Below are 22870 nucleotides of genomic sequence, written 5' to 3' on the forward strand. Positions count from 1 at the left end.
AGCAGGACTACCCGGACGTGGAGAACTGGATCGGTCCGCTGTTCGTCACCGGCGGTTCCTCCAACGACGGCCAGTACACCAACCCCGAGGTGGACAAGCTCTACAAGGAGGGCACCGCGGCGGCCGATGTCGAGGCGGCGCACGCCAAGTTCGCCGACGCCGTGGCGCTGGTCGACAAGGACGTGCCGTCCATGCCGATCTACTTCTACGGTCAGCAGTCGGGTTACTCCGACAAGCTCAAGAAGGTCGAACTCAGCGCCAAGGGCCCGATCGACCTGGCCTCGATCGAACTCAAGTAGACGGACGTGGCTCCGGCCCGGTAGGGGTCCCGGACCGGAGCGCGCGCCGGGTGACGATCAGGTGCTCCAGCAGATTGAGCCCCGCGACCAGGGTCGCGAGGACGAGCAGTGCGGCGAGTGCCGGCACCAGCAGGGCGACCGGCAGCAGCGCCAGCACCACCACCGCCGTGCTCAACCGCGTCGTCGACCAGGTACGGAACATCCGGTACCGGGTGTACCCGAACGTTGCCAGGTACAACCCCGTACCGCCGAACAGGAACGCGGCGGCACCCGGGCCGAGGGGCCGGCCCGGATGGGCGACCACCTCGGTGAGTCCCACCGCGACGGCGACGACGGCCGCCACGAAGGCCAGGTGGCCCCAGGTCAGCACCGGTCGGATCACGTCCGTCTTGATCTCCGCGGTGGCGACGGCGTACCGCATGGCGCTGCTGGCGTAGACGAAGTAGACCCACCACAGCGCGCAGGCCAGGGCGAACGCCGCGGTGACGGCGAGCACCACCGCCGCGGACAGGTGCTCCAGGTGCGCGGCGGTCGCGCCGATGCCGACCACCGACTCGCCGAGCGCGATCATCAGGAACAGACCGAACCGCTCGACCAGGTGACCCGGGTCGAAGGCGGTCCGGATCATCCGCGACCGCAGGACCCGGGGAGCGGCCAGGTCCACCAGGGCGACCAGCGCCCACAACAGGGTCCGCCACGGCATCGGCGCCAGACCACCGGCGAGCATCAACGGCCCGGTCACGCAGACCGCGATCTGCGGAGTGACGATGAACGTCTGCCGGCCGCGCAGGTAGAGGGCGGCCAGCAGCACCCGCAGGGCCACGTACGCGCCGGCGAACAACATGCCCCGCGGCCCGTACGCCTCCGGCAGGGCGAGCGCCATGAACAACGCGCACAGCGCCAGCGCGCCGAGACCCAACCGGTCGGTCGGGTTCTCCACGTCGTGCAGGTTGGCGTGCACCGTGGTGCCGACCCAGGCCCAGTAGACCGGCATGAAGACGATCAGCGCCTGGCCCACCCCGGCCCAGGTGTGCTGATCGTGCAGCAGCTCGCTGACCTGGGTGATGGCGAAGACGAGGACCAGGTCGAAGAAGAGTTCCGCCCAGGTCACCCGCTTTTCCCGAGTATCCGTCACGTCGTGCACTGTGCAATACCGCCGATCGATGCGCCAGAGCCGCGGTTGCGCTGTCGGCGAAGCAGGTACGCGGCGCCGGTCTCCGGTGCTCCCGGACGCTCCGCCGGGGGCGACCGTGACGGTACGGTCGCCAACGGTGACTGAATCGGGTGAGTCGCCTTAGGCCGCCGCCAAGCAAGTCTTAAGACTCGGCTAAGTGTGCCGGCACGCTGGTGTCGGGGGGTGCGGACCGGTAGACAGGCACCGTGAAACGGGATGTCGAGACCAGGGAGCCGCTGACCAACTGGGTTTCCACCCTGCGCGATGCTCCCGACCCGTTCGCCGACTTCGACGAGCCGGCGGACCTCGACGAACCGGAGCCACGGGCGAACCGGGCCCCCGGCCCTCGGGACGGGTGGACCGGCGAGCAGCCCCGGCTCGCCCCGACCGGCGAGCAGCCGCTCCTCGGCCGTACCGGCGAGCAGTTCCGCTCGGGTCGTACCGGGGAGATGCCGCGGCGGTCGTCCTGGACCGGCGAGCAGCCCCGGGTGGACCGGACCGGCGAGATCCCGCGCCGGACCCGCACCGCCGAGCGCCCCGGCTTCACCCGCACCGGCGAGCACCCGAGCCTGGCCCGTACCGGCGAGCACCCCAGGGTGGCGGAGAGCCAGTACCAGCCCGCGCAGCCCGGCCCGGCGCAGCACCGCGAGGGCGAGGCCCCCGAGCCGTACGACAAGGGTGGCCGGCTGTTCTTCCACATCGTCTTCTGGTGCGCGCTGGCCGCCAGCGTCGAACTGTGGTGGCTGAACACCGCGCCCGGGTCGGTCCGCAGCACCACCGACATCCTGCTCGCGGGCGGCCGGCTGACCGGCATGGTCGGCGGCTTCCTGATGCTCGCCCAGGTGCTGCTGATGAGCCGGGTGTGGTGGCTGGAACGCTGGATCGGCGCGCACTCGCTGCTGATCTGGCACCGGGAACTCGGCGGCGCGCTGCTGTTCATGATCCTGGCGCACGTCGGTCTGATCACGGTCGGCTACAGCCAACTCGGCCAGCAGTCGGTGGTCGAGGGCACCTGGTCGCTGATCACCGAGTACGAGGACATGATCGGCGCCACCGTGGCGACCGGCATCCTGGTCGCCACCGGGCTGTTGGCGATCCGGGCCGTCCGGCGGGTGATGCCGTACGAACTCTGGTACTACCTGCACCTGACCACGTACCTGATCCTGCTGCTCAGCTACGGTCACCAGTTCGCCACCGGGCAGGAACTGGTGAAGGCGGGCTTCGGCCGGTACTACTGGATCGGGCTCTACCTGTTCGTCGTCGCCTGCCTGGTCTGGGGCCGGGTGATCACCCCGCTGATGCTGAACGCGCGGCACCGGCTGCGGGTGGAACGGGTGGTGGACGAGGCCGCTCCCGGCATGATCTCCATCTACGTCAGCGGCCGGCGGCTGGAGGACCTCAACGCCCGGGCCGGCCAGTACTTCCGCTGGCGCTTCCTGACCGCCGGTTGCTGGTGGCAGGCGCACCCGTTCTCGCTCTCCGCCGCCCCGAACGAGCACTTCCTGCGGCTGACCATCAAGGTGGTCGGCGACCACACCGAACAGTTGCAGCACCTCCGGCCCGGCGTCCGGGTCTTCATCGAGGGCCCGTCCGGGGTGTTCACCGCCGACCGCCGGATCCGGCCGCGGGCGCTGCTGATCGCCGGCGGCAGCGGGATCGCCCCGATCCGGGCCCTGCTGGAGGACCTGCCCCCGATGACCGTGGTCATCTACCGGGCCCGCAACGAGGAGGAACTGGTCTTCCGCCGCGAGCTGGACTGGCTGGCCCGGGAGCGTGAGGCGCAGGTCTGGTACGTCCTGGGCTCCCGGGACGACCCGGCGCCGCAGCACCTGTTCACCGCCAAGGGCATGCGTGAGCTGGTGCCGGACGTCCGGCGGCGGGACGTGTTCCTCTGCGGCCCGCAGGGTCTGGTGGACACCTCGGTCCGGGCGCTGCGCCGGCTGCGGGTGCCCCGCCGACAGATCCATCTCGACCCGTTCGAATTCTGATCCCCGCCGGATCCGCACCCCTCGGATCCCCACCCCCTCGGAGGCATCACGTGCGTCGCGCGGCTCTGGCCCTGCTCGGCACCGCTGTCGGTACGTCGCTGCTGGTCGGCGCGAAGCTCGGTACACCGGTCAAGAACACCGCCGGTCAGGTCATCACCGACCCGAACGGCGGCGCGGCGGGAGCGCCCCCGGCCGACCCCGTGGGGGCGCCGGCCGACCCGGCCGCACCCGCACCGACCGGTGCCGCCGGGGCGCCCGACGGTGCCGCCGCGCCGACCGGACCGGCCGCCCGGAAGACCACCGCCCCGGCCGCCGGTGGCACGAAGACCCAGCAGGCGGCCCCGAAACCGCCGGCCGCCCCGGCCGGCCTGCGCAGCGGCACCTACACCGGCTCCGGGGTGAGCCACGAGTACGGCACCGTCCAGGTCACCATCACGGTCGCCGGGGGCGTGGTGACCAAGGCCAGCGCCACCTTCCCGACGGACAGGTCGACCAGCCGGTCGATCAACAACGGCGCGGTGCCCACCCTGAACAGCCGGGCGGTGGCCGCGAAGACCAGTTCGAACATCCAGTCCGTGTCGGGCGCGACGCTGACCAGCGACGCGTACAAGTCGTCGTTGCAGTCGGCCCTCGACAAGGCCAAGTGACCCGGGCGGTGGCCGGTGCCGGACTGCGCCGGGTGGAGCAGGTGATGGGTACTGCGATCAGTCTCCAGATCAGCGACCCGTTGCCCGAGTCGCGGTTGCACGAGTTGGCCGACGACGTCTTCGACTGGCTGCGGGCGGTCGACCGGCGGTTCAGCACGTACCTCGAGGACAGCGAGGTGAACCGGTTCGACCGGGGGGAGCTGTCGGTCGGCGAGTGCTCCGCCGACCTGCGCACGGTGATCGACGCCTGCGCCTCGCTGTGGCGGACCACGGACGGCTACTTCGACGCGTACGCGACCGGGCGGTTCGACCCGTCCGGGTACGTGAAGGGCTGGTCGGTGCAGGTCGCCTCGGACCGGCTGCTGGCCGCCGGCAGCGGGTCGCACTGGATCAATGCCGGTGGGGACATCCGGGCCCGGGGCGGTCCGGCGCCCGGCCAGCCGTGGCGGATGGGCGTTCGGCACCCGGAGCAGGCGGACAAGATCTGCTGGGTGCTCACCGGTCACGACTTCGCGATCGCCACCTCGGGCACGTACGAGCGGGGGCATCACGTGATCGACCCGCACACCGGCCGGCCGGCCACCGCGCTGCGCTCGGTCACCGTGGTCGGCGCGGACCTCGGCCTCGCCGACGCGTACGCCACGGCCGGACTGGCGATGGGCCGCGGCGGGCTGCGCTGGCTGGCCGCGTTGCCCGGCTACGAGGTCGGGGTGATCAACGCGGACCTGGAGGGGTTCTGCTCGGCCGGCTTCCCGGCCCTGCCCGACGACGATCCGGCCGGCTGAGCCCGACTGTCCCGCCGGCCGAGCCCGAGACGACCGGGAGGTCACCGGTCGTCCGAGTGCTCCTGTTCCGCGTCCCGCCGATCGGTGGTCGCCTGCGGCGCTCCGGCCACGCAACGCACCTCGACGTTCAGGTGCCGCCGCCCGGCCTCGAAGGTGAGCCGGGCGACGACGGCGGGCCCGCGGGCGACGTGTTCGGCGTGGTAGCCCGGCGTCGGGCTCCACGACACGAGGTACGCCTGACCGCCGGCGCACCGGGCCACGACCGACCCGCCCGGGGTGGTGAAGCTGTTCTCCACCGGGCGCGGGGTGCCCGGGCCGCGCCCGGTGGCGCCGCCACCGGCGGTCGCCGTCGGCCGGACGGTCGCCCGGCGCGGTGAGACGGTCGGGCGCGGCGTACCGGCGGCGGAGGCCGAGGGAGCATCCGGTACGGCACTGGTCGTCACCGGGTCCGCGCTCAACGGTCGTACGCCGTCGGCGGCCAGCCCGTCGTTGATCTGGGTCAGCGCGGCCACGCCCACGGCCACCGACACGGCCGCGCCGCCGAACCAGGCGACGACGTTCACGGCCATGCGACGCATCGGGCGACTCACCCGGCCACCATCGCACATCCCGCACTAATGCCTGGTTAAGAGGCGCTTAGATCTCCCGAAGGTCCTTCACCGGCTGCCGAACGGTGACCACCGGCGACTACCGTTGCGGCATGCCGCAGCTGTTGTTGATCGAGGACGACCCGGAGATCCGCCGGGCGTTGATCAAAACGCTGACCGAGTTGGGGCATGTGGTGGAGAGCGCCACGGACGGGCTGACCGGGTTGGCCGCGGCCCACCGGTCCCCGGCCGACCTGGTCGTCCTCGACCTCGGCCTGCCCGACGTCGACGGCACCGAGGTGCTGCGCATGATCCGCGCGATCAGCGACGTACCGATCATCGTGGCGACCGCGCGGGACGACGAACCGGCCATCGTCGCGGCCCTGCACCACGGCGCCGACGACTATCTGACCAAGCCGTTCGGCGCGACCCAGCTCGACGCCCGGATCCGGGCGGTGCTGCGTCGGGCCGGCACCGGGCCGGCCGACGGGCCGATCGAGATCGGTGGCCTGGTGATCGACCTGACCACCCGGCGGGTCACCGTCGACGGGCGCGAGGTGGAGCTGACGCCGCGCGAGTTCGACCTGCTCGGCTACCTGGCCGCCCGGCCCGGCACGGTGGTCACCAAGCGCGAGCTGATCCACCAGGTGTGGCGGCAGCCGGCCGGCGGCGCGGACAAGACCGTCGACGTCCACCTGTCCTGGCTGCGCCGCAAGCTCGGCGACAACGCCAAGGACCCCCGGTTCCTGCACACCCTGCGCGGTGTCGGGGTCAAACTGGCCGCGCCGGAGGGCCGGCCCGGAGGAACCCCGGTACGACCTTGAGGGGTCGGCTGATCCTGCTCGTCGCCGCGACCAGCCTGCTGGTGGTGGTGGCCTTCCTGGTGCCGCTGGCGTTGCTGGTCCGTTCGTCGGCCGAGGACCGCGCGGTCAGCGCCGCCGCAATGGAGGCGCAGACCTGGGCCCCGGTGGTCGCCACGGCCGACCGGACCACGCTCGAACGCACCCTCGCCGAGACGAACGCCGACAATCCGCACCGGGTGACCGTGTTCCTCCCGGACGGCACGACGCTGGGCGCGCCCGCCGACCAGTCGGCCGCGGTGCGGTTGGCCGCCGGTGGCCGCAGCGTCACCTCCGACGTACCGGGCGGCCGGGAGGTGGTGGTCGCGGTGGCCGGCCTGCCCGACGGTACGGCGGTGATCCGTACCCTGGTCCCGGAGTCGGAACTGCATCGCGGGGTGACCGGCGCGTGGGCGGTGCTCGGGCTGCTCGGCGCGGGCCTGGTGCTGGTCAGCACGCTGGTCGCCGACCAGCTCGCGCGCAGCTTCATCCGGCCGCTGGCGGCGGTCGCCGGGGTGTCGCACCGGATGGCGAACGGCGACCTGACCGTCCGCGCCGACGCCGACGGCCCCGCGGAGGTACGCGCGGTCGGGCTCGGCCTCAACCTGCTGGCCGGCCGGATCGGCGACCTGTTGCTGCGCGAACGGGAACACGTGGTCGACCTGTCGCACCGGCTGCGTACCCCGCTGACGGCCCTGCGGATCGACGCCGAGGGACTGCCCGACGGCGCGGACCGGGCCCGGATCGTCGGCGACGTGGACGCGCTGGAACGCCAGGTGGACGACATCATCCGGACCGCCCGGGGACTCGGCCGGTCCACCGAGGACGCCGCCTGCGACGCCGCCCGGGTGGTGGCGGACCGGGTCAACTTCTGGTCGGCGCTCGCCGACGAGGAACAACGGGCCGTCCGGGTCGACCTGGTGCCCGGCCCGGTGCCGGTGCGGGTCGCCGCGGACGAGTTGTCCGCCGCCGTGGACGCCCTGCTGGACAACGTCTTCGCGCACACCCCGGAGGGCAGCGGCTTCGCCGTACGACTGGGTCACCGGACCGGTGGCGGCGCCCGGCTGGAGATCGCCGACTCCGGGCCGGGACCGCCGGACGAGTTGCTGCTGCAGCGCGGCCGCAGCGGTCGCGGCTCCACCGGCCTGGGCCTGGACATCGCCGCCCGCACGGCCACCGACTCCGGCGGCGGCCTGACCCTGGGCCGGGGAGAGAACGGCGGCGCGACGGTGACCCTCGACCTCGGCCCGCCCCGCCCCGCCGGTGGCCCGCCCACCGCGATCACGGCCCGGCCCGGCGGCCCGCCCGGGTAGCTGGTCGACACCGTCGGGACCTGGCCGACGGTGCGGACAGGGGCGTCGCCGGGGCCATCCGCCGGGCGCCGGGCGTCTTCATGATCCCGGAGAGTTCTGCTCGTCAGGACGAGCAGAACTCTCCGCGCTGCACCTGCGTAAGCTCTCCGCGTACGGGATGTTCGCAAGCTTCGCGGAACAGTTCGAGCAGATCTGGGACACGGTGAAGGCGCCGGAAGGTGGCAGGGCATGAGCCGGCGGGTCGACTACTACGACGATCCGGACGCGCCGACGGCGAACTCGCTCGTGCCGGGTGGCTCGGCCCTGGTGACCGACGACCAGGGTCGCATCCTCATCCAGAAGCGCGTCGACAGCGGCAACTGGTCGCTGCCGGGCGGCACGATGGAGATCGGCGAAACGCTGGCCGGCGCCGTGGTCCGGGAGACCCGGGAGGAGACCGGCCTGGACATCGAGATCACCGGCATCCTCGGCATCTTCACCGATCCGCGGCACGTCATCGCGTACGACGACGGTGAGGTCCGGCAGGAGTTCAACGTGACCTTCACCGCCCGCCCGGTCGGTGGGTCGTTGTTCGTCAGTCCGGAGTCGACCGACGTACGCTTCGCCGCTGCCACCGAGATAGCCGGTCTTCGGATGCACGAAACGGTACGGCTGCGCATCCGAACCCATCTCGACGCGAGGCGCACTCCGTTCATCGGATGACCGCTCCCTGTCAGCGATGGTCGCCGAGGAAGGCGGGGATGTCGGCGGGTTTCGGGTAGTCGGGCAGGGGCGCCGGCCGGTCCTCCAGGAAGGCGGTGATGACCGCGCCGGCCCGTTCGTTGTTGTCGTCGAGGCCGTTCCACATGCGGTGTCCGACGCCCGGCAGGTACTGCGTGCGCCGGATGGTGGGGACGGCGGCCAGGACGGCGGTCTCCCAGGCGCGGACCTGCGACGAGCATTCCGCGATCATCAGCATCGCGGGAGTACGGGCGAGGCCCAGCGGTGCGGTGATCGCGGGCGAGTCCTTGACCGTCTGCTGGATCCGGAGGCTGGCCGCCGGGCTGAAGGAGAAGGTCTCGGCGGTGTCCTCCGCCGGAATGCGGTGCGCGTCCCGCGCGCAGTACGCCGACGCCGTGTCACCGCCGAGGTCGGCGGCCCGGAAGGCGTTGTCGCCCTCGGCCTGCCCGATCAGGGCGGTGTCGGGGGACAGCAGTCCGAGGCGCATGAGGCCGAGCGCCACGGCGTACCGGGGAACGTGCGTCGACCGGGGTCCCGTCGGCGCCGGCGCGAGACCCCGCGCGGACGGTCGGCCGGTCTGCCCGCCGATCGCGGCGGTGGGGCCGTCCATGGGACCGGGTTCGGCGATGACGGCCCGGTGCAGCCGCGCGGCGGCCTGCGGATCGGCCATGGCCCGGGTGAGCACGACCGCGCCCGCGGAGAAGCCGAGCACGTCGGCCGGGCCCTTCCCCAGGCGGTCGAGGAAGGCGTCGAGGTCACGGACCAGCCGGTCGATCGTGTACTCCCGGATGGGAAGCAGGTCACTGCGCCCACCGCCGGCCTGCTCATAGGCGTACACGTCGTAGCCCTTGTCGGCCAACAGTTTCAGGAACCGGTGGTCGATCAGCGAGATCGCCCGGATCGGCCCGCCGTGCAGGTAGACCAGCGGCGTCGGGCGCCGGACCGACGCCGGGGCGGGCGGGTAGTGGTAGACGGCGACCCGGCTTCCGGTGGCGAGGTCCCAGCGCTCCGTCGCCACGAACGGAAGGTCGGCCGGCGGGCGTCGCTGCGTGGGGACGGTCGGGACGCAGACGGAGCCCGCCAGCGCCGCCGCGAGGAGCACCGGCAGCAGGCGGGTGAACCGCTGCGGCCAGCTGCGGCGACGGGTCAGCAGGAGCGTGGCGACGGTGCCCGATCCGACGGCCGTCACCCAGGCGGCGAATCCGGACCAGGCCCCGTCGGTGACGACGAGCAGGGCGAGGAACAGCACGATGAGGCCGATCGCGGCGGCCAGGGCCAGGCCCAGTCGGGCGACGACGCGGACGGGACGGTTGCGGGGGCGGTGCACGACGAGGGCCCTCCAGGGTTTCCAAACGATGTTTCAAAACAATGTATCAGAACTGGTTGCCCGGAAGCTCGCGCCGACGTGGCCTTCGCGGCCGAGGGCTTTACGCTGGTCGTCATGGGTCGCCCCAGGACGAACGACGACACGGTGCGGGAGCGACTCGTGGTGTGCGCCACCGAACTGTTCGCGACCCGCCCACCGGAGTCGGTAAGCGTCCGGGCCCTGGCCGCGGCCGCCGGTACGGCGACGGCGGCGGTGTACTCGTTGTTCGGCAGCAAGGACGCGCTGATCGGCGAGGTGCGCAACCGGGCGGTCGGTGGACTCTTCGGCGAGCTGTCGACCGTGCCGGCCTCGGCCGACCCGCTCGCGGACATCCACGCGCTCGCCGAGGCGTACCGGCGGTGGGGGCGCGAGCACCGGCACCTCTACACCGTGCTCTTCGGCGGTGTGCAGTCCTTCGATCCGACCGGACCGGTCGGCACGGGCGATCCGGTACGACCGCTCATCGAGGCGATCGACCGCGCGCTGTCGGGCGCGGTGCTCGCCGGCGACGCCACGGCCATCGCCCTCTCGGTCTGGGTCTGCCTGCACGGGCTCGTGGCGCTCGAACTGGCCGGGGCGCTGGACGCCGCGACGGCGGATCGAACGTTCGACGTCAGCGTCCGGGCCACCCTGCGCGGCTGGGCGACCCCGGCGACGTTCCGGGTCCTGCGCCGGGCGGACTCCCCACCGGTACGGTGACGGCGCGGTCGATCCCGGCCGCGCTGCCGGCGTCGGTCGTCAGGGGTGGACGACGCGGTCGACGACCGCCGCGCCGCCGACCTCGACCAGTGGGCCGCTGTCACCATCCCGGACGGTCGTGCTGATGCTGGCCGGCACACCCAGCGCGTCACCCATGTCGACGGTGAGGTCGGTCGTACCGGCTCGGGCCAGGTGGGCGGCCAGGCAGGCGGTGCTGTTGGCGTTGGCGATGTCCTCCGGCACCCCGATCGACGGGGCGAACATCCGGGCCGCCACACGACCGCGCCGGGAGTCCCCCGGCACCCGGCCGTCGGCGGTCGGTCCGTGGTAGACGTAGCAGCCGAGCAGGCCGAGCCGGTCGCAGGCGACGCGCAGCCGGTCGAGGTCCGGGGCCAGCCCGGCCAGCACGGACCGGGCGGAGACCGGGACCAGCAGGCGCGGCCGGCCGAGCGTGGCGACGTGGGCGTCGACGGCGAGCGGGTCCGCGTCGAGCCCCAGCGCGCGGAGCACCGGGACCGTCTCGTCCGGCGCCGGTTCCCGTACCGTGACGGGACCTGGATCGAAGGCGGCCCGGAACTCGCGGCCGACCCGGCCGACCCGGCCGGTGAAGACCCGGCCCGGCGTGCGGAGGGTGACCGGCGAATGGTCGGCGGGGCCGAGCGCGTCGCCGTGCCCTCCGGTCGTTTCCCGCGGGGCGGCCAGGTAGGCCAGCGCCGCCACCGTCCCGTGCCCGCAGGCCGGCAGTTCGCCCGTGGTGGTGAAGAAGCGCAGCGAGACGTCGGCGCTCACCGGCCCGGCCGGGGCGAGCGAGACGAAGACGGCGTGTGAGGTGCCCAGCAAGGCCGGGACGGCGCGGCGTTCGCGGTCGCTCAGGCCCGTCTCGGGCAGCACCGCGGTCGGACTGCCACCGGCACCGTCGCGCAGGCACGCGCGCACGACAGTGACGGTCGGTGCCACACCATCACGCACGGCAGCAAGCGTAGTGCGGCGGTGGCCGCACGCACGGAGAGGCTGGGTACGTTTGTTGTCACCCCGATGATAAGAAACGCACCCGGCCTCCCGGGTCACCATCGGGGGTCGGCCCTACCGTCGATGGTGGGGCTCGCGGGATGGTTCCGGGCGCGGGCGGGCGGTTGGCTGTGGCCATGACAGCACTCAGCCGCCGCGGCCTGTTGGGCGCCGCCGCGGGAACGCTTGCCGCGGCTCTGCCGGCCCTGCCCGCCCTCGCTGATCCGACCCGCTCGCACCGCCGGGATTCCCGCCCGGACCCGTCCGGCCCGCGACCGTGGGTGCCGCTCCCGCCGCCGACCGGTCCGCATCCCGTCGGCACGGTGGAGCTGCGGCTGGTGGATCCGTCGCGCCGCGACCCGTGGGTTCCGTCGGTCCCGTTCCGGGAGCTGATGGTCAGTGTCTGGTATCCGGCGGCGCCGAACCACCGCGCCCGCGCGGGGTACATGCGGCCGGCCGCGAGCGCCCACTACGACCAGGGACTGGCTCGGCAGATTCCGCGGTACACGACCGGCGTCGTCGACTTCGCCGGCACCCCCACCCACGCCGGCCTCGGGGCACCGGTGCGGCCACGCCGCGGCGGCCGCCCCGTCGTGCTGTACGGACCGGGCGGCGGCAACGCCCGCACCACCGGCACCGTCCTGGTGGAGGAACTGGCCAGCCAGGGGTACGTGGTGGTCACCGTCGACCACACGTACGAGGCGGCGGAGGTGGAGTTCCCCGACGGTCGGCTGGCGGTGGATCGCCGGCCGACCGATGCCACCCGGGAGGCGTCCGCTCTGGTCCGGGTCGACGACACCCGGTTCGTGCTGGACACCATGGCCCGGCTCAACGCCGGCTCCCTCCTGCGGGGGGCTCTCGATCTGGACCGGATCGGCATGGTCGGCTACTCCGCCGGCGGGTACGCCGCCGCCGAGACGATGCTCGTCGACCGGCGGGTGCGTGCCGGCTGCAACCTCGACGGCAAGCTGCTCGCCGACGACGATCCGGTGCTGCTCGGCCGGGCGGCGCGGCAGGGGCTGGACCGGCCGTTCCTGCAGATCGCCACGCCCGGCCACGACGGCAGCACCGACCCGTCCTGGGCGGCGATCCGGGCCAACTCCCGCGGCTGGTACCGGGAGCTGCGCCTCGACGGCTCCACCCATCTCGGCCTGAGCGACCTGCAGATCACCATCCCGTTCCTGGCCGAGGTCTTCGGGCTCACCGCCGAAGAGGTCCGGTACGCCCTCGGCACCATCGACCCGACCCGCGCCGTGGCGACCGTGCGGGCGTACGTGACCGCGTTCTTCGACCGGCAGTTGCGCGGTGCCGGGGGCAATTTGCTGGACCGGCCGTCCCCCCGGTATCCGGAGATGGTGATCGTCGCCTGACCGGGAGCGGCGGTCGGTCGCCGGGGTCTGGCCGGGAGCCGCGGTCAGCGGGCGGCGGGGGTGCTGGGGAGCGTGTGCGAGCCGCAGGTGTCGCGGACGACGAGGCGGGTGGGAAGGATCTCGTGGCGGGCCGGCGTCCGGTCGTGGTCCGGTTCGGTGATCCGTTCGTGCAGGCGTTGGGCGGCGGTGGCGCCGAGTTCGCGCAGCGGCTGGCGGACGGTGGTGAGGCCGGCGAACCGGGCCGCCATCACGTCGTCCCAGCCGGTGATGGCCAGATCCTCGGGCACCCGCAGGCCGCGTTCCCGGGCCGCGGTGAGCAGGCCGAGCGCCACCTCGTCGTTGGCGCAGACCACCGCGTCCGGCCGGTCGCGGCTGCGCAGCAGTCGGCTGCCCTCGGCACGGCCGGCGGCCAGGTCGAAGGCGCACGGCACCGGCGTGGGCGCCGGCAGCGACGCGCGGGCGAGCACGTCGGCGAAACCGGCGTACCGGTCGGCGACGTCGGGGGAGCGGTCCGGGTCGCCGAGGAAGGCGAACCGCCGGTGCCCGTGGGCCAGCAGGTGTTCGGTGACCTCCCGGGAGCTGCGCCGGCTCTCGGTGGTGATGGTGTCGACCTCGCCGACCGGGTGCCGGGCCACCAGCACCATCGGCAGGCCGCTCGCGGCGATCCGGCGGACCACGTCGTCGTCGACGGTACGACCCATGATGACCAGTCCGTCGACCCGGCCGGCCAGTTCCAGTACGGTGCGTTCGGTCGACCGGCGCCCGCCGGTGGTCAGGATCAGGACGCTGCGGCCCAGGTCGGCGGCCACCTCCTCGTAGCCGAGCACCACCTCCGCGTAGTACGGACCGGCCAGGTCGGGGAAGACGATGCCGTTGGCGGCGTGCTGCCGTTCGGCCAGGGATCGGCCCAGCCGGCTGGGGGTGAAGTGCAGTTCCTCGGCCACCGCGCGGATCCGGGCCGAGGTTTCCGGTGCGCCCTGACCACGCAGCGCGCGGGAGACGGTGGCGGTCGAGACACCGCACCGTCGCGCCACGTCGTAGATCGTTACCGGCCGTCGGCGAGTCATGAGTTCCGCTCCGAACAGGACGTAAGCGCTTGCATCGTGGGAACTACACGGTAGCGCGCCCATTCGCGTACCCGGTCCGGTCGGCGTCGGCATGCCGGGCCGTCGAGGTGCGGGGTATGGGGTTCAACTGCTACAAACACGTTCTGTCATCGCTCACGTTCGATGTGCCGGCCTTGACAGGTGGCGGGACAGTGAGCATATTTCCATGAAACCGGTTACATGAAGCTCCGGTTACGGCGCGGGCGTGGAGGTCGGCGGATGAGGATCAGACGATGGCGGTTGGCCACGGCGGTCGCCGTACTGGTGGCGTTGCCGCTGGCGGGCTGCGGCCGCGCGGACGACGCGGGCGGTGACTCCGGCGGTGCCGGGCAGGCGGTCGGCGCCGGACCGGCCAAGGGCGAGATCGCCGTCTGGGCGATGGGCACCGAGGGGGAGAAGCTGCCGGCCCTGGCCGCGGACTTCATGAAGGAGAACCCGGAGGCGAAGGTCAACGTCACGGCCGTACCGTGGGACGCCGCGCACCAGAAGATCGCCAACGCGGTCGCCGCCCGGCAGACTCCGGACGTGAGCCTGGTCGGCACCACCTGGATGGGCGAGTTCGCCAAGACCGGCGCCCTGGACAGGACCCCGGACGGCCTGATCGACAAGGCGTCGTTCTACCCCGGCGCGTGGGACACCACCGAGGTCAAGGGCGCCTCGTACGGCATCCCCTGGTACGTCGAGACCCGGCTCATCTACTACCGCACGGACCTCGCCGCCAAGGCCGGCATCACCAGCCCGCCGAAGAACTGGGACGAGCTGAAGGCGATGGCCACGGCGATGAAGGAGAAGACCGGCGCGAAGTCCGGCTTCTACCTGCAACCCGGCAAGACCGGAAGCTGGCAGAGCGTCCTGCCGTTCGCCTGGCAGGCCGGCGCCGAGCTGACCAAGGGCGACGCGTTCAACCTGAACAGCCCGGAAATGACCGAGGCGCTCAGCTACTACCAGTCCTTCTTCAAGGAGGGACTGTCGGTGACCGACATGGACCCCGGCGCCACCGAGCAGGAGTTCATCGCCGGCCGGATGGGCGCGTTCATCTCCGGCCCGTGGCACATCGGCCTGCTCAAGGAGAAGGGCGGCCCCGCCTTCGCCGACAAGTTCGCGGTGGCCCACATGCCGACCGGCAAGAAGGCCGCCACCTCGTTCGTCGGCGGCGGCGACCTGGCCGTCTTCAAGGACGGCAAGAACCGCGACGCGGCCTGGAAGTTCGTCGCCTGGCTGGCCAAGCCGGAGACCCAGGCCAAGTGGTACGGGCTGAGCACCGACCTGCCGGCGATGAAGCAGGCATGGGACGACCCGAAGCTGCGGGCCGACCCGATGCTCAAGACGTTCGGCGCGCAGCTCGACGACGCGAAGTCGCCGCCGGCCATCCCGAACTGGGAGCAGATCGCCGCGGCCGTCGACGACCAGGTCGAGCAGCTCTGCAAGAGCGACCGGTCGGCCGCCGACGCCGCCGCCGCGATGCAACAGAAGGCGACGAGCATCGGCACCGGGGCCTGACGTGAGCACCGGCGCCCGTCAGGAGGTGCCCGCGGCGGCGGCGCGCTCGGGACCGGAGGCGCCCGCCGTCGACACCATCTTGGACAGGGCCGGCCCGCGCCGGCCGGCCCTGCGCCGGGCCGTCGTCGGCTGGGCCTTCGCGCTGCCGTTCGTGGTGCTGTTCCTGATCTTCATGGCGGGGCCGGTGCTCGCCTCCCTGCTGATGAGCTTCACCGACCTGCGCAGCGCCGACCTGCGCAACCCGCTGGCGGTGGACTTCGTCGGGCTGGACAACTACGCGCGGCTCTTCTCCGACGAGCTGTTCCGCCGGGCGGCGCTGAACACGGTGCTGTTCGTCGTGGTCGGGGTGCCGCTCACCATGGCCACCGGGCTGGCCGCCGCGGTCGGGCTGAACGCCGGGGTCACCAAGTTCCGCACCGTGTTCCGGGTCGGCTACTACCTGCCCGTGGTGACCAGCATCGTCGCGGTGTCGGTGGTCTGGAAGTTCCTGCTGCACCCGGACGCCGGTCTGGTCAACAGCCTGCTCTGGCTGGTCGGCGTGGACGGCCCGAACTGGTTCTTCGAGTCCCGGTACGCGCTGCCGTCGCTGATCCTGATGGCGACCTGGCGCAACCTCGGCTTCCTGATGGTGATCTTCCTGGCCGGGCTGCAGGCGGTGCCCGGCCAGCTCTACGAGGCGGCGGTGATCGACGGGGCCGGCCGGTGGACCCGGTTCCGCCGGGTCACCCTGCCGTTGCTGCGGCCCACCCTGCTGTTCGCCGCCGTGGTGACCGGCATCGGTTACCTCCAGGTGTTCGAGGAACCGCTGGTGATGACCCAGGGCGGGCCGCTCAACTCGACGCTGTCGGTGTCGTACCACATCTACAACCAGTTCGGGTTCGGCAACTACGGCTACGCCTCGGCGGCCAGCTACCTGCTGTTCGTCGCCGTCGTGCTGCTGTCGCTGCTGCAGTTCCGGCTGATGCGGTCCACGGACTGAGGGGCGCGGTCATGCGAACGCGAACCCGCCGACCGGTGGACACGGTGGCCACCGTGGCGCTGCATGTCGTCCTGGTGGCCGGGCTGCTGGTGATGGTCGGACCGATCGTCTGGATGCTGCTGTCCTCGCTGAAACCCGAGGGCGAGATCCTCCGGGTGCCGCAGACCTGGTGGCCGGAGCACCCGACGCTGGCGAACTTCCGGCACCTGTTCGCCCGGCTGGACTTCTCCACGTACGCGGTGAACTCGGTGCTGGTCGCGGTGGTGGTCACGGTCGGCAACCTGCTGATCTGCTCGGCGCTGGGCTACGCGCTGGCGAAGCTGCGGTTCGCCGGTTCCCGGCTGCTGCTCGGTACGGTGCTGGGCACCCTGATGGTGCCCGGCATGGTGACCTTCGTGCCGCTGTTCGTGCTGGTGTCCAACCTGGGGCTGGTCAACACGTACGCCGGGTTGATCCTGCCGTTCCTCGCCCAGGCGTTCGGGGTGTTCCTGATGCGGCAGTTCATCCTGTCCATCCCGGACGAGCTGCTGGAGGCGGCCCGGGTGGACGGGGCGGGCGAGTTCCGCATCTTCTGGCGGATCGTGCTGCCGCTGTGCCGGCCGGCCCTGGCCACCCTGGGCATCCTGACCTTCCTCGGCTCGTGGAACAACTTCCTCTGGCCGGTGGTCGCCGCCACCACCGAGGACAAGTACACCCTGCCGGTGGCGCTCGCGCTGTTCAGCGTCGGGCAGAACCGCGTCGAGTACGGCCTGCTGCTGGCCGGCTCGGTGGTCGTGGTGCTGCCGGTCGTCCTGGTCTTCGTCGCCCTGCAGCGCCTGTTCACCCGGGGCATCGCAATGACCGGCATCAAGTAGGGACAGCTCACACCCCCCGTAGAGGAGCGCCATGACCCGCACACCGCGACGGCTGCTCGCCGCCGCCGTCACCACGCTGGCCCTGGTGGCCGCCGCGATCGTCCTGCCGTTTGCGCCGGCTGGGGCGCGGGTAACGGGGTTCACGGCATCGAGCACGGAAAGGGTGGCGTAGGGGCCGGGCGGACACGGCCGCGGCTGGGCGACCGGGGGAGGAACGGTGAGGCGGACCCTGAACGGGCGCTACGAGCTGCAGCAACGCGCCGGCATCGGCGGGATGTCGGAGGTCTGGCGGGCCCGGGACCGGGTGCTGGACCGGCCGGTCGCGGTGAAGCTGCTCGCCCCCGGACACGCCGAGGAGCCCGGTTCGCTGGAACGGATCCGCACCGAGGCCCGCGCTGCGGCCAAGCTTTTGCACCCCAACGTGGCGAGCGTGCACGACTTCGGCGAGGCCGAGCTGCTGCCCGGCGAGTCGCTGCCGTACCTGGTGATGGAGCTGGTCGAGGGGGAGACCCTGGCCGCGCATCTGGCGGCCGGCCCGATCGACTGGCGGATCGGGGTCCGGGTCTGCGCCGAGGTGTGTGCCGCGCTGGCCGCCGCGCACGCGCACGGCGTCGTGCACCGGGACATCAAGCCCGCCAACATCATGCTCACCCCGGCCGGGGTGAAGGTGCTCGACTTCGGCATCGCCGCCTCGGCCGGCCAACCCGATCCCGAGGTGGACGGCCTGGTCATCGGCACCCCCGCCTTCGTCGCGCCGGAACGCTTCGACGGGATTCCGGCCACCCCGGCCACCGACATGTACGCCGTCGGCGTCCTGCTGCACCTGTGCCTGTCCGGCCGGCTGCCGTGGGCGGTCGACACCGAACTGCGGCTGGGCCGGGCCGGCCGGCACCGCAGCCCCGAGCCGCTGCCGCCGATCGACGGCCTGCCGCCCGAGGTGGCCGACCTGTGCCGTGACTGCGTCTCCCGCGACCCGGTCGACCGGCCGACCAGCATGGCGGCGGCACTGCTGCTCGCCGAGGCGGTCGACGCCCGGGTCTACGTACCGCTGGCGGACCTGGCGGTGCCGCGGCCCCGACCGGCGGCGATCTCGCCGTGGGACGACCAGGCCGCCAACGCGCCCACCGATGTGGCCGCGACGTCGGGCGGCTGGTAGACCGGCGGTCGGGCCGCGCTGGACCCGGCGATCGGTGGCCGGTGGGCCACCGTCAGGCGGCCGGGAGGCGGACCACGAACCGGCAGCCGTCCCGGATGTTGTGTACGTCCACCCGGCCGCCGTGCGCCTCGACCAGGCCGCGGACGATGGCCAACCCCAACCCGCCGGCGCCCCCCGCCGTGCCGCCACCCGGTTGGTGCGGGGTGCGCGCCCGCTCGCTGCGGAACGCCACGTCGAACAGCCGGGGCAGGTCCGGCTCGGGGATGCCGCCGCAGGTGTCCGCCACCGACAGCCAGGCACTGCCCGCGTCCCGCCCGGCGGACACCATCACCGTGCCGTCCTCCGGGGTGTAGCGGACCGCGTTGACCAGCAGGTTCGCCACCACCCGGGCCAGCTCCGGCGGGCTGGCCGTGACCACGGGCCAACCCGACTCGGCCGCGACCAACCGGATCCGCCGGGCCGCCGCCATCGGCGCGGTGCTGGCCAGCGCGTCGGAGACCAGGTCACCCAGGGGTACGGCGGTGAGCGACAGCCGCAGCGCGCCCGCGTTGATCCGGGACAGCTCGAACAGGTCGTCGACGAGTTGGCTCATCCGGTCGGTCTCCACCCGGATCCGGCGGTGGTACTCGCGCACCGTCGCCGGGTCGCGCACCACCCCGTCCTCCAGCGCCTCGGCCATCGCCCGCATCCCGGCCAGCGGGGTGCGCAGGTCGTGCGACACCCAGGCGACCAGGTCGCGGCGGCCCTTCTCGATCCGGCGCTCCCGGTCCCGGGCCTGGTCGGCCCAGACCGCGGCGGTGGCCAACCGCCGGCCGAACAGCCAACCGACGGCCAGGCTGACCACGGCCGCGGCGGTGACGGTGATCAGGACGACCTTCTCGTCGTGCGGGGAGAGGAACATCGCCTCGGCGATCACCACCACGCCGGCCACCACCGCGGTCACGGTCATCGTCAGCAGGACGCAGATGTGTGTGGTGATCGACCGGCCGGGCATCAGCCGCAGGGTCAGGGCGCCGAGCAGGCCCACCACCACTGCCGCGGCCAGCGCCGCGCCGAAGATGAGCAGCAGGTCAGTCACGGCCGTACTCGTACCGGTAGCCGACCCCCCAGACGGTGACGATCCGGCGCGGGTCGGCCGGGTCGTCCTCGACCTTCTCCCGCAGCCGCCGCACGTGCACGGTCACCGTCGACTGGTCGCCGAAGCTCCACCCCCACACGCGCTCCAGCAGGTCGGCCCGGCCCAACGCCCGGGACGGGTGACGCATCAGGTAGGTCAGCAGGTCGAACTCGCGCACGGTGAGGGTGAGTTCGGTGCCGCGCAACCGGACCAACCGGCGGGCCACGTCCACCACCAGGTCGCCGTCGACGAGCGTCTCCGGCCGGATCCGCGCCGGCTCGGCACGGGTACGGCGCAGCACCGACCCCACCCGCAGCACGAGTTCCCGGGGGGAGAACGGTTTGCTGACGTAGTCGTCGGCGCCAAGACTCAGACCGGCTATCCGGTCCGCCTCGTCGCCGAGCGCGGTGAGCATGATGATCGGCGGGCTGCCGACCCGGCCGCGCAGCCGCCGGCACACCTCCAGCCCGTCGACCTCCGGCAGCATCAGGTCCAGCACCACCAGGTCGGGCCGGTCCCGGTCGACGGCCGCGAGCGCGGCGGCGCCGTCCCCGGCGTGCGAGACCGCGTAGCCCGCGTGCTCCAGGTAACGGCAGACCACGTCGCTGACCGTACGGTCGTCGTCGACCACCAGGACCCGCCGTACCGGGTCGGTCCGCTGCGTCACCACCCGGTCAGGTTAGCCGCGCCCGGCCGGCCCGCCGTTGTTGATCTATTTCGGGGTGCTTACGGTGTGCCGCGCGGGTGCTCCGGGGCATTCCGGGGCGCCTAGCGTCTGCCTGATGCGGGTACTCGTCACCGGGGCAGCCGGGTTCATCGGATCGCACGTCGCGGACCTACTGGCGGACGTGGGCCACGAGGTGGTGGCGCTGGACGCGCTGCTGCCGCAGGCGCACGGCGGTACGGTGCCGCCCTGGGCCGCCCGGCACGGGCTGGTCCGCGGCGACGTCCGCGACCTGGCCATGCTGCCCGACCTGCTGATCGGGGTGGACGCGGTGTGCCACCAGGCCGCCATGGTGGGCCACGGGCTCGACCCGGGCGACGCCCCCGCGTACGCCGACCACAACGACCACGGCACCGCCGTGCTGCTCGCCGCGATGCACCGGGCCGGGGTGTCCCGGCTGGTGCTGGCCAGTTCGATGGTGGTCTACGGCGAGGGCCGGTACGTCTGCCCCGAGCACGGGGTACGGCCACCGGCGCCCCGCCGGGCCGAGGACCTGGCCGCCGGCCGGTACGACCCGACCTGCCCGTCCTGCGGTGCGACCCTGGCGCCGGAGCTGGTGCCGGAGGACGCCCCGTTGCGCCCACGCAGCACGTACGCGGCCACCAAGCTCGCCCAGGAGCACCTGGCCGCCGCGTGGGCCCGACAGACCGGTGGCACGGTCCGGGCGCTGCGCTACCACAACGTCTACGGCCCGCGGATGCCCCGGGACACCCCGTACGCCGGGGTCGCCTCGATCTTCCGGTCGGCGCTGGCCGCCGGCCGGCCGCCCCGGGTGCTGGAGGACGGCCGGCAGCGCCGCGACTTCGTGCACGTCACCGACGTGGCCCGGGCCAACCTGTTGGCGCTGACCGCCACCGACGTGCCGGACGACGAGGGCTTCCTCGCGGTGAACGTCTGCTCCGGCGAACCGCGCACCGTCGGCGACCTGGCCGCCGCGCTGGCCGCCGCGATGGGCGGACCGCCGCCCGAGGTGGTCGGCGGGGCCCGGGCCGCGGACGTCCGGCACGTGGTGGCCTCCCCGGAGTTGGCGGCCCGGCTGCTCGGCTTCCGGGCCCGGGTGGATTTCGCCACCGGCGTCGCCGCGTTCGCCACCGACCCGCTCCGCGATCCGGCCACCGTGTCCGCCTGACCACGCGCCGGCGGCCGAGGACGGCCCGACAGGTCACCGTCCGCTACGAGCTGGTGAACACCAAATGGTTGACCGCCAGCGCGGTGACCGCCTGGCCCGCCAGCCACCACCGCCGGTCGGCGGCCGGCAGGCGCGCCACCGCGACCAGCAACCACACCGCGAACGGCACCCAGATCCGCTCCACCTCAGCCTTCGACAACCCCGACAGATCGGCGAGGGCCACAACCCCCAGGGCAACCACCGGCAACCACACCACCGCCCCCCGCTCCCCGTTGATCATGAAGTTGTTGTCGCGACGCGCCGAGGGGCGGGACAACAACTTCATGATCGACCCGGATAGGTGGGACCAGGCGGCGACGGTCGCGCGGCGGAGGGCCGGGGCCACCGCCGGGCCGGCCGACAGGATCAGGGCGGCCAGGTTGGCCCAGAGCCAGTAGGTGTAGGGGCGGTCGGCGGCCCAGCCCTGGTAGTAGCGCTGGACGACGAGGTGGTAGCCGTCCGGCCACCAGAAGCCGGTCGCCGTGAACGCGGCGACCACCGCCGCGGTGCCGAGCGCGGCGGCGGCGAGGGCCGCGACGCGGCCGGCGTGGCGCAGCGCGATCACCGTCGCCGCGAGCAGGCCGACCAGCACGAAGCCGTACGACAGGTAGAGCGCGGAACCGAGCAGCAGGCCCCCGCCCAGGGCGGCGAGATGGCGAACGGGCGTCCGCCCCAGCGGCTGGACGGCGAGCAGGGCGAGACCGGCGGCCACCACGCCGGCGAAGATGCCGTCCGCCGAGGCGCCCACCCAGACGGCGCCGGGGAACAGCACCAGGAACGGTACGACCGCGCGGGCCGCCGCCTCGTCGCCCAGCGCCCGCAGCGTCACCGGCACCGAGACGGCCACCGTCGCACCGACCAGTACGCAGCAGAACGCGGCCGGCCCACCGCCGCCGAGACCGATCCGGTCCAGCACGACGAAGAGCAGCAACGCGCCGGGCGGATGCCCGGCCGCGTGGGTGGCGTACGAGTCGGGCTGGAAGTCGAGGATGCGCCCGGTGAACTCGGCCAGCAGCCGGGACACCGATCCGGCCTTGGGCACCTCGGGCAGGTACTCGGCCTGCGGGGTGAGCCGGTCGATCAGTCCGCGCCGCCAGCCGTCCACCAGGGCCAGCGCCAGCGTCCAGGCCACCGAGCCGAGGTAGCCGGCGGTCAACAGGCGACGCCAGGACGCCCGGGTGGCCCAGGCCGGTCCCCACCAGAGCACCGCCCCGGCGAGCAGCACCGCCGCCGGGGTGCCCCAGCCGAGGTGCGGTCCCCAGGTCGCGTAGAGCGGCGCGGCGTCGGCGTGCAGCCGCACGCCCCGCCCGTTCAGCAGCGCGCCGACCAGCGCCGCGCCGGCCACCAGCACCACCTCGACGGCCAGCACGAACAGGTCCACCCGCCGGTCCCGACCCGCCGGTGCCCGCGCCGCCGCTCCGGTGGCCGGGCCTCCGGCGACCATCGCAGCCGGTCCGGACCCGCCGGCGGC

At 73.1% G+C, this 22870-nt stretch carries 22 protein-coding genes and 1 pseudogene; 15 read left to right on the top strand and 8 right to left on the bottom strand.

Annotated features, from left to right (window positions below; translation table 11 throughout):
- Positions 1 to 299 (top strand): annotated as a pseudogene (locus ACFOX0_RS03040) (ABC transporter substrate-binding protein); the annotation flags it as partial.
- On the opposite strand, the gene ACFOX0_RS03045 reads toward ACFOX0_RS03040, so the two are convergent.
- Positions 292 to 1434, bottom strand: a complete 1143-nt coding sequence (locus ACFOX0_RS03045; protein ID WP_377541904.1) for a low temperature requirement protein A — start codon at positions 1432 to 1434, stop codon at positions 292 to 294. The pseudogene ACFOX0_RS03040 and the gene ACFOX0_RS03045 sit on opposite strands and share 8 nt — an antisense overlap.
- 245 nt (positions 1435 to 1679) lie before the next feature.
- Here ACFOX0_RS03045 and ACFOX0_RS03050 point away from each other — a divergent pair, with 245 nt between their 5' ends.
- Genes ACFOX0_RS03050 through ACFOX0_RS03060 form a run of 3 tightly spaced genes read left to right on the top strand, consistent with a single transcriptional unit; the run spans position 1680 to position 4893 of the window.
- A complete protein-coding gene (locus ACFOX0_RS03050) occupies positions 1680 to 3461 on the top strand; it encodes a ferric reductase-like transmembrane domain-containing protein (protein WP_377541905.1) in 1782 nt (593 codons plus the stop codon).
- Positions 3462 to 3511: 50 nt separating this feature from the next.
- Positions 3512 to 4108, top strand: a complete 597-nt coding sequence (locus ACFOX0_RS03055; RefSeq protein WP_377541906.1) for an FMN-binding protein — start codon at positions 3512 to 3514, stop codon at positions 4106 to 4108.
- Between the two features lie 44 nt (positions 4109 to 4152).
- Complete coding sequence (locus ACFOX0_RS03060; RefSeq protein WP_377541908.1) at positions 4153 to 4893, top strand: FAD:protein FMN transferase; 741 nt, start codon at positions 4153 to 4155, stop codon at positions 4891 to 4893.
- Positions 4894 to 4934: 41 nt separating this feature from the next.
- Here the strand turns inward: ACFOX0_RS03060 and ACFOX0_RS03065 are convergent, their stop codons facing one another.
- On the bottom strand, positions 4935 to 5471 hold the full coding sequence (locus ACFOX0_RS03065; RefSeq protein ID WP_377541909.1) for a hypothetical protein: 537 nt from the start codon (positions 5469 to 5471) through the stop codon (positions 4935 to 4937).
- A gap of 122 nt (positions 5472 to 5593) precedes the next feature.
- Here ACFOX0_RS03065 and ACFOX0_RS03070 point away from each other — a divergent pair, with 122 nt between their 5' ends.
- The 3 genes from ACFOX0_RS03070 (at position 5594) to ACFOX0_RS03080 (ending at position 8334) form a co-directional block, all read left to right on the top strand.
- Entirely contained in the window at positions 5594 to 6304 is a 711-nt protein-coding gene (locus ACFOX0_RS03070) for a response regulator transcription factor (RefSeq protein ID WP_377541911.1), read from the top strand.
- Positions 6301 to 7632, top strand: a complete 1332-nt coding sequence (locus ACFOX0_RS03075) for a sensor histidine kinase (protein WP_377541912.1) — start codon at positions 6301 to 6303, stop codon at positions 7630 to 7632. The genes ACFOX0_RS03070 and ACFOX0_RS03075 overlap by 4 nt, the downstream gene beginning before the upstream one ends.
- Positions 7633 to 7860: 228 nt before the next feature.
- On the top strand, positions 7861 to 8334 hold the full coding sequence (locus tag ACFOX0_RS03080; RefSeq protein WP_377541913.1) for an NUDIX domain-containing protein: 474 nt from the start codon (positions 7861 to 7863) through the stop codon (positions 8332 to 8334).
- Between the two features lie 10 nt (positions 8335 to 8344).
- Here ACFOX0_RS03080 and ACFOX0_RS03085 read toward each other — a convergent pair whose 3' ends face one another.
- On the bottom strand, positions 8345 to 9679 hold the full coding sequence (locus ACFOX0_RS03085; protein WP_377541914.1) for an alpha/beta fold hydrolase: 1335 nt from the start codon (positions 9677 to 9679) through the stop codon (positions 8345 to 8347).
- A gap of 114 nt (positions 9680 to 9793) precedes the next feature.
- On the opposite strand from ACFOX0_RS03085, the gene ACFOX0_RS03090 reads away from it, so the two are divergent.
- A complete protein-coding gene (locus ACFOX0_RS03090) occupies positions 9794 to 10417 on the top strand; it encodes a TetR-like C-terminal domain-containing protein (protein ID WP_377541916.1) in 624 nt (207 codons plus the stop codon).
- Positions 10418 to 10456: 39 nt separating this feature from the next.
- Here ACFOX0_RS03090 and ACFOX0_RS03095 read toward each other — a convergent pair whose 3' ends face one another.
- Positions 10457 to 11386, bottom strand: a complete 930-nt coding sequence (locus ACFOX0_RS03095) for a PhzF family phenazine biosynthesis protein (protein ID WP_377541917.1) — start codon at positions 11384 to 11386, stop codon at positions 10457 to 10459.
- A gap of 176 nt (positions 11387 to 11562) precedes the next feature.
- Here ACFOX0_RS03095 and ACFOX0_RS03100 point away from each other — a divergent pair, with 176 nt between their 5' ends.
- Positions 11563 to 12795 carry an alpha/beta hydrolase family protein gene (locus ACFOX0_RS03100; protein ID WP_377541918.1) on the top strand — a complete coding sequence of 411 codons (1233 nt, stop codon included), beginning with the start codon at positions 11563 to 11565 and terminating at the stop codon, positions 12793 to 12795.
- A 44-nt stretch (positions 12796 to 12839) separates the two neighbouring features.
- Here the strand turns inward: ACFOX0_RS03100 and ACFOX0_RS03105 are convergent, their stop codons facing one another.
- A complete protein-coding gene (locus ACFOX0_RS03105; protein WP_377541920.1) occupies positions 12840 to 13829 on the bottom strand; it encodes a LacI family DNA-binding transcriptional regulator in 990 nt (329 codons plus the stop codon).
- Between the two features lie 291 nt (positions 13830 to 14120).
- Between ACFOX0_RS03105 and ACFOX0_RS03110 the strand changes: the two genes are divergently transcribed.
- The 5 genes from ACFOX0_RS03110 to ACFOX0_RS03130 all read left to right on the top strand — a co-directional run bounded on the left by ACFOX0_RS03110 (position 14121) and on the right by ACFOX0_RS03130 (position 18390).
- Entirely contained in the window at positions 14121 to 15401 is a 1281-nt protein-coding gene (locus ACFOX0_RS03110; RefSeq protein WP_377541921.1) for a sugar ABC transporter substrate-binding protein, read from the top strand.
- Position 15402: 1 nt separating this feature from the next.
- Entirely contained in the window at positions 15403 to 16380 is a 978-nt protein-coding gene (locus tag ACFOX0_RS03115) for a carbohydrate ABC transporter permease (protein WP_377541922.1), read from the top strand.
- Between the two features lie 11 nt (positions 16381 to 16391).
- The gene (locus tag ACFOX0_RS03120) at positions 16392 to 17234 is read left to right on the top strand and encodes a carbohydrate ABC transporter permease (protein ID WP_377541923.1); all 843 of its coding nucleotides are present in this window, start codon (positions 16392 to 16394) and stop codon (positions 17232 to 17234) included.
- Positions 17235 to 17265: 31 nt separating this feature from the next.
- Entirely contained in the window at positions 17266 to 17406 is a 141-nt protein-coding gene (locus ACFOX0_RS03125; RefSeq protein ID WP_377541924.1) for a hypothetical protein, read from the top strand.
- Between the two features lie 102 nt (positions 17407 to 17508).
- Positions 17509 to 18390: a serine/threonine-protein kinase gene (locus tag ACFOX0_RS03130; RefSeq protein WP_377542504.1), complete on the top strand. Its 882-nt coding sequence runs from the start codon at positions 17509 to 17511 to the stop codon at positions 18388 to 18390.
- 52 nt (positions 18391 to 18442) lie between these two features.
- Here the strand turns inward: ACFOX0_RS03130 and ACFOX0_RS03135 are convergent, their stop codons facing one another.
- Both ACFOX0_RS03135 and ACFOX0_RS03140 read right to left on the bottom strand, forming a co-directional pair.
- Positions 18443 to 19468, bottom strand: a complete 1026-nt coding sequence (locus tag ACFOX0_RS03135) for a sensor histidine kinase (RefSeq protein ID WP_377541925.1) — start codon at positions 19466 to 19468, stop codon at positions 18443 to 18445.
- Positions 19461 to 20177, bottom strand: coding sequence for a response regulator transcription factor (locus tag ACFOX0_RS03140; RefSeq protein WP_377541926.1), 717 nt, complete (start codon positions 20175 to 20177; stop codon positions 19461 to 19463). The genes ACFOX0_RS03135 and ACFOX0_RS03140 overlap by 8 nt, the downstream gene beginning before the upstream one ends.
- A 112-nt stretch (positions 20178 to 20289) precedes the next feature.
- On the opposite strand from ACFOX0_RS03140, the gene ACFOX0_RS03145 reads away from it, so the two are divergent.
- Positions 20290 to 21360: an NAD-dependent epimerase/dehydratase family protein gene (locus ACFOX0_RS03145; protein ID WP_377541927.1), complete on the top strand. Its 1071-nt coding sequence runs from the start codon at positions 20290 to 20292 to the stop codon at positions 21358 to 21360.
- A gap of 43 nt (positions 21361 to 21403) precedes the next feature.
- Here ACFOX0_RS03145 and ACFOX0_RS03150 read toward each other — a convergent pair whose 3' ends face one another.
- Positions 21404 to 22843, bottom strand: coding sequence for a hypothetical protein (locus ACFOX0_RS03150; protein WP_377541928.1), 1440 nt, complete (start codon positions 22841 to 22843; stop codon positions 21404 to 21406).
- Positions 22844 to 22870: the final 27 nt, after the last annotated feature.

It is taken from the genome of Micromonospora zhanjiangensis (genome assembly GCF_042650605.1).
Lineage (GTDB): Bacteria > Actinomycetota > Actinomycetes > Mycobacteriales > Micromonosporaceae > Micromonospora_J > Micromonospora_J zhanjiangensis.

What these genes read in the sequence shown, in the direction of transcription:
- ACFOX0_RS03060 (WP_377541908.1), top strand. Translation starts at nt 4,153, where the DNA reads ATGGGTACTGCGATCAGTCTCCAGATCAGCGACCCGTTGCCCGAGTCG.
- ACFOX0_RS03065 (WP_377541909.1), bottom strand. Translation starts at nt 5,471, where the DNA reads ATGCGTCGCATGGCCGTGAACGTCGTCGCCTGGTTCGGCGGCGCGGCC.
- ACFOX0_RS03070 (WP_377541911.1), top strand. Translation starts at nt 5,594, where the DNA reads ATGCCGCAGCTGTTGTTGATCGAGGACGACCCGGAGATCCGCCGGGCG.
- ACFOX0_RS03080 (WP_377541913.1), top strand. Translation starts at nt 7,861, where the DNA reads ATGAGCCGGCGGGTCGACTACTACGACGATCCGGACGCGCCGACGGCG.
- ACFOX0_RS03090 (WP_377541916.1), top strand. Translation starts at nt 9,794, where the DNA reads ATGGGTCGCCCCAGGACGAACGACGACACGGTGCGGGAGCGACTCGTG.
- ACFOX0_RS03100 (WP_377541918.1), top strand. Translation starts at nt 11,563, where the DNA reads ATGACAGCACTCAGCCGCCGCGGCCTGTTGGGCGCCGCCGCGGGAACG.
- ACFOX0_RS03110 (WP_377541921.1), top strand. Translation starts at nt 14,121, where the DNA reads ATGAGGATCAGACGATGGCGGTTGGCCACGGCGGTCGCCGTACTGGTG.
- ACFOX0_RS03120 (WP_377541923.1), top strand. Translation starts at nt 16,392, where the DNA reads ATGCGAACGCGAACCCGCCGACCGGTGGACACGGTGGCCACCGTGGCG.
- ACFOX0_RS03125 (WP_377541924.1), top strand. Translation starts at nt 17,266, where the DNA reads ATGACCCGCACACCGCGACGGCTGCTCGCCGCCGCCGTCACCACGCTG.
- ACFOX0_RS03130 (WP_377542504.1), top strand. Translation starts at nt 17,509, where the DNA reads ATGTCGGAGGTCTGGCGGGCCCGGGACCGGGTGCTGGACCGGCCGGTC.
- ACFOX0_RS03145 (WP_377541927.1), top strand. Translation starts at nt 20,290, where the DNA reads ATGCGGGTACTCGTCACCGGGGCAGCCGGGTTCATCGGATCGCACGTC.
- ACFOX0_RS03150 (WP_377541928.1), bottom strand. Translation starts at nt 22,843, where the DNA reads ATGGTCGCCGGAGGCCCGGCCACCGGAGCGGCGGCGCGGGCACCGGCG.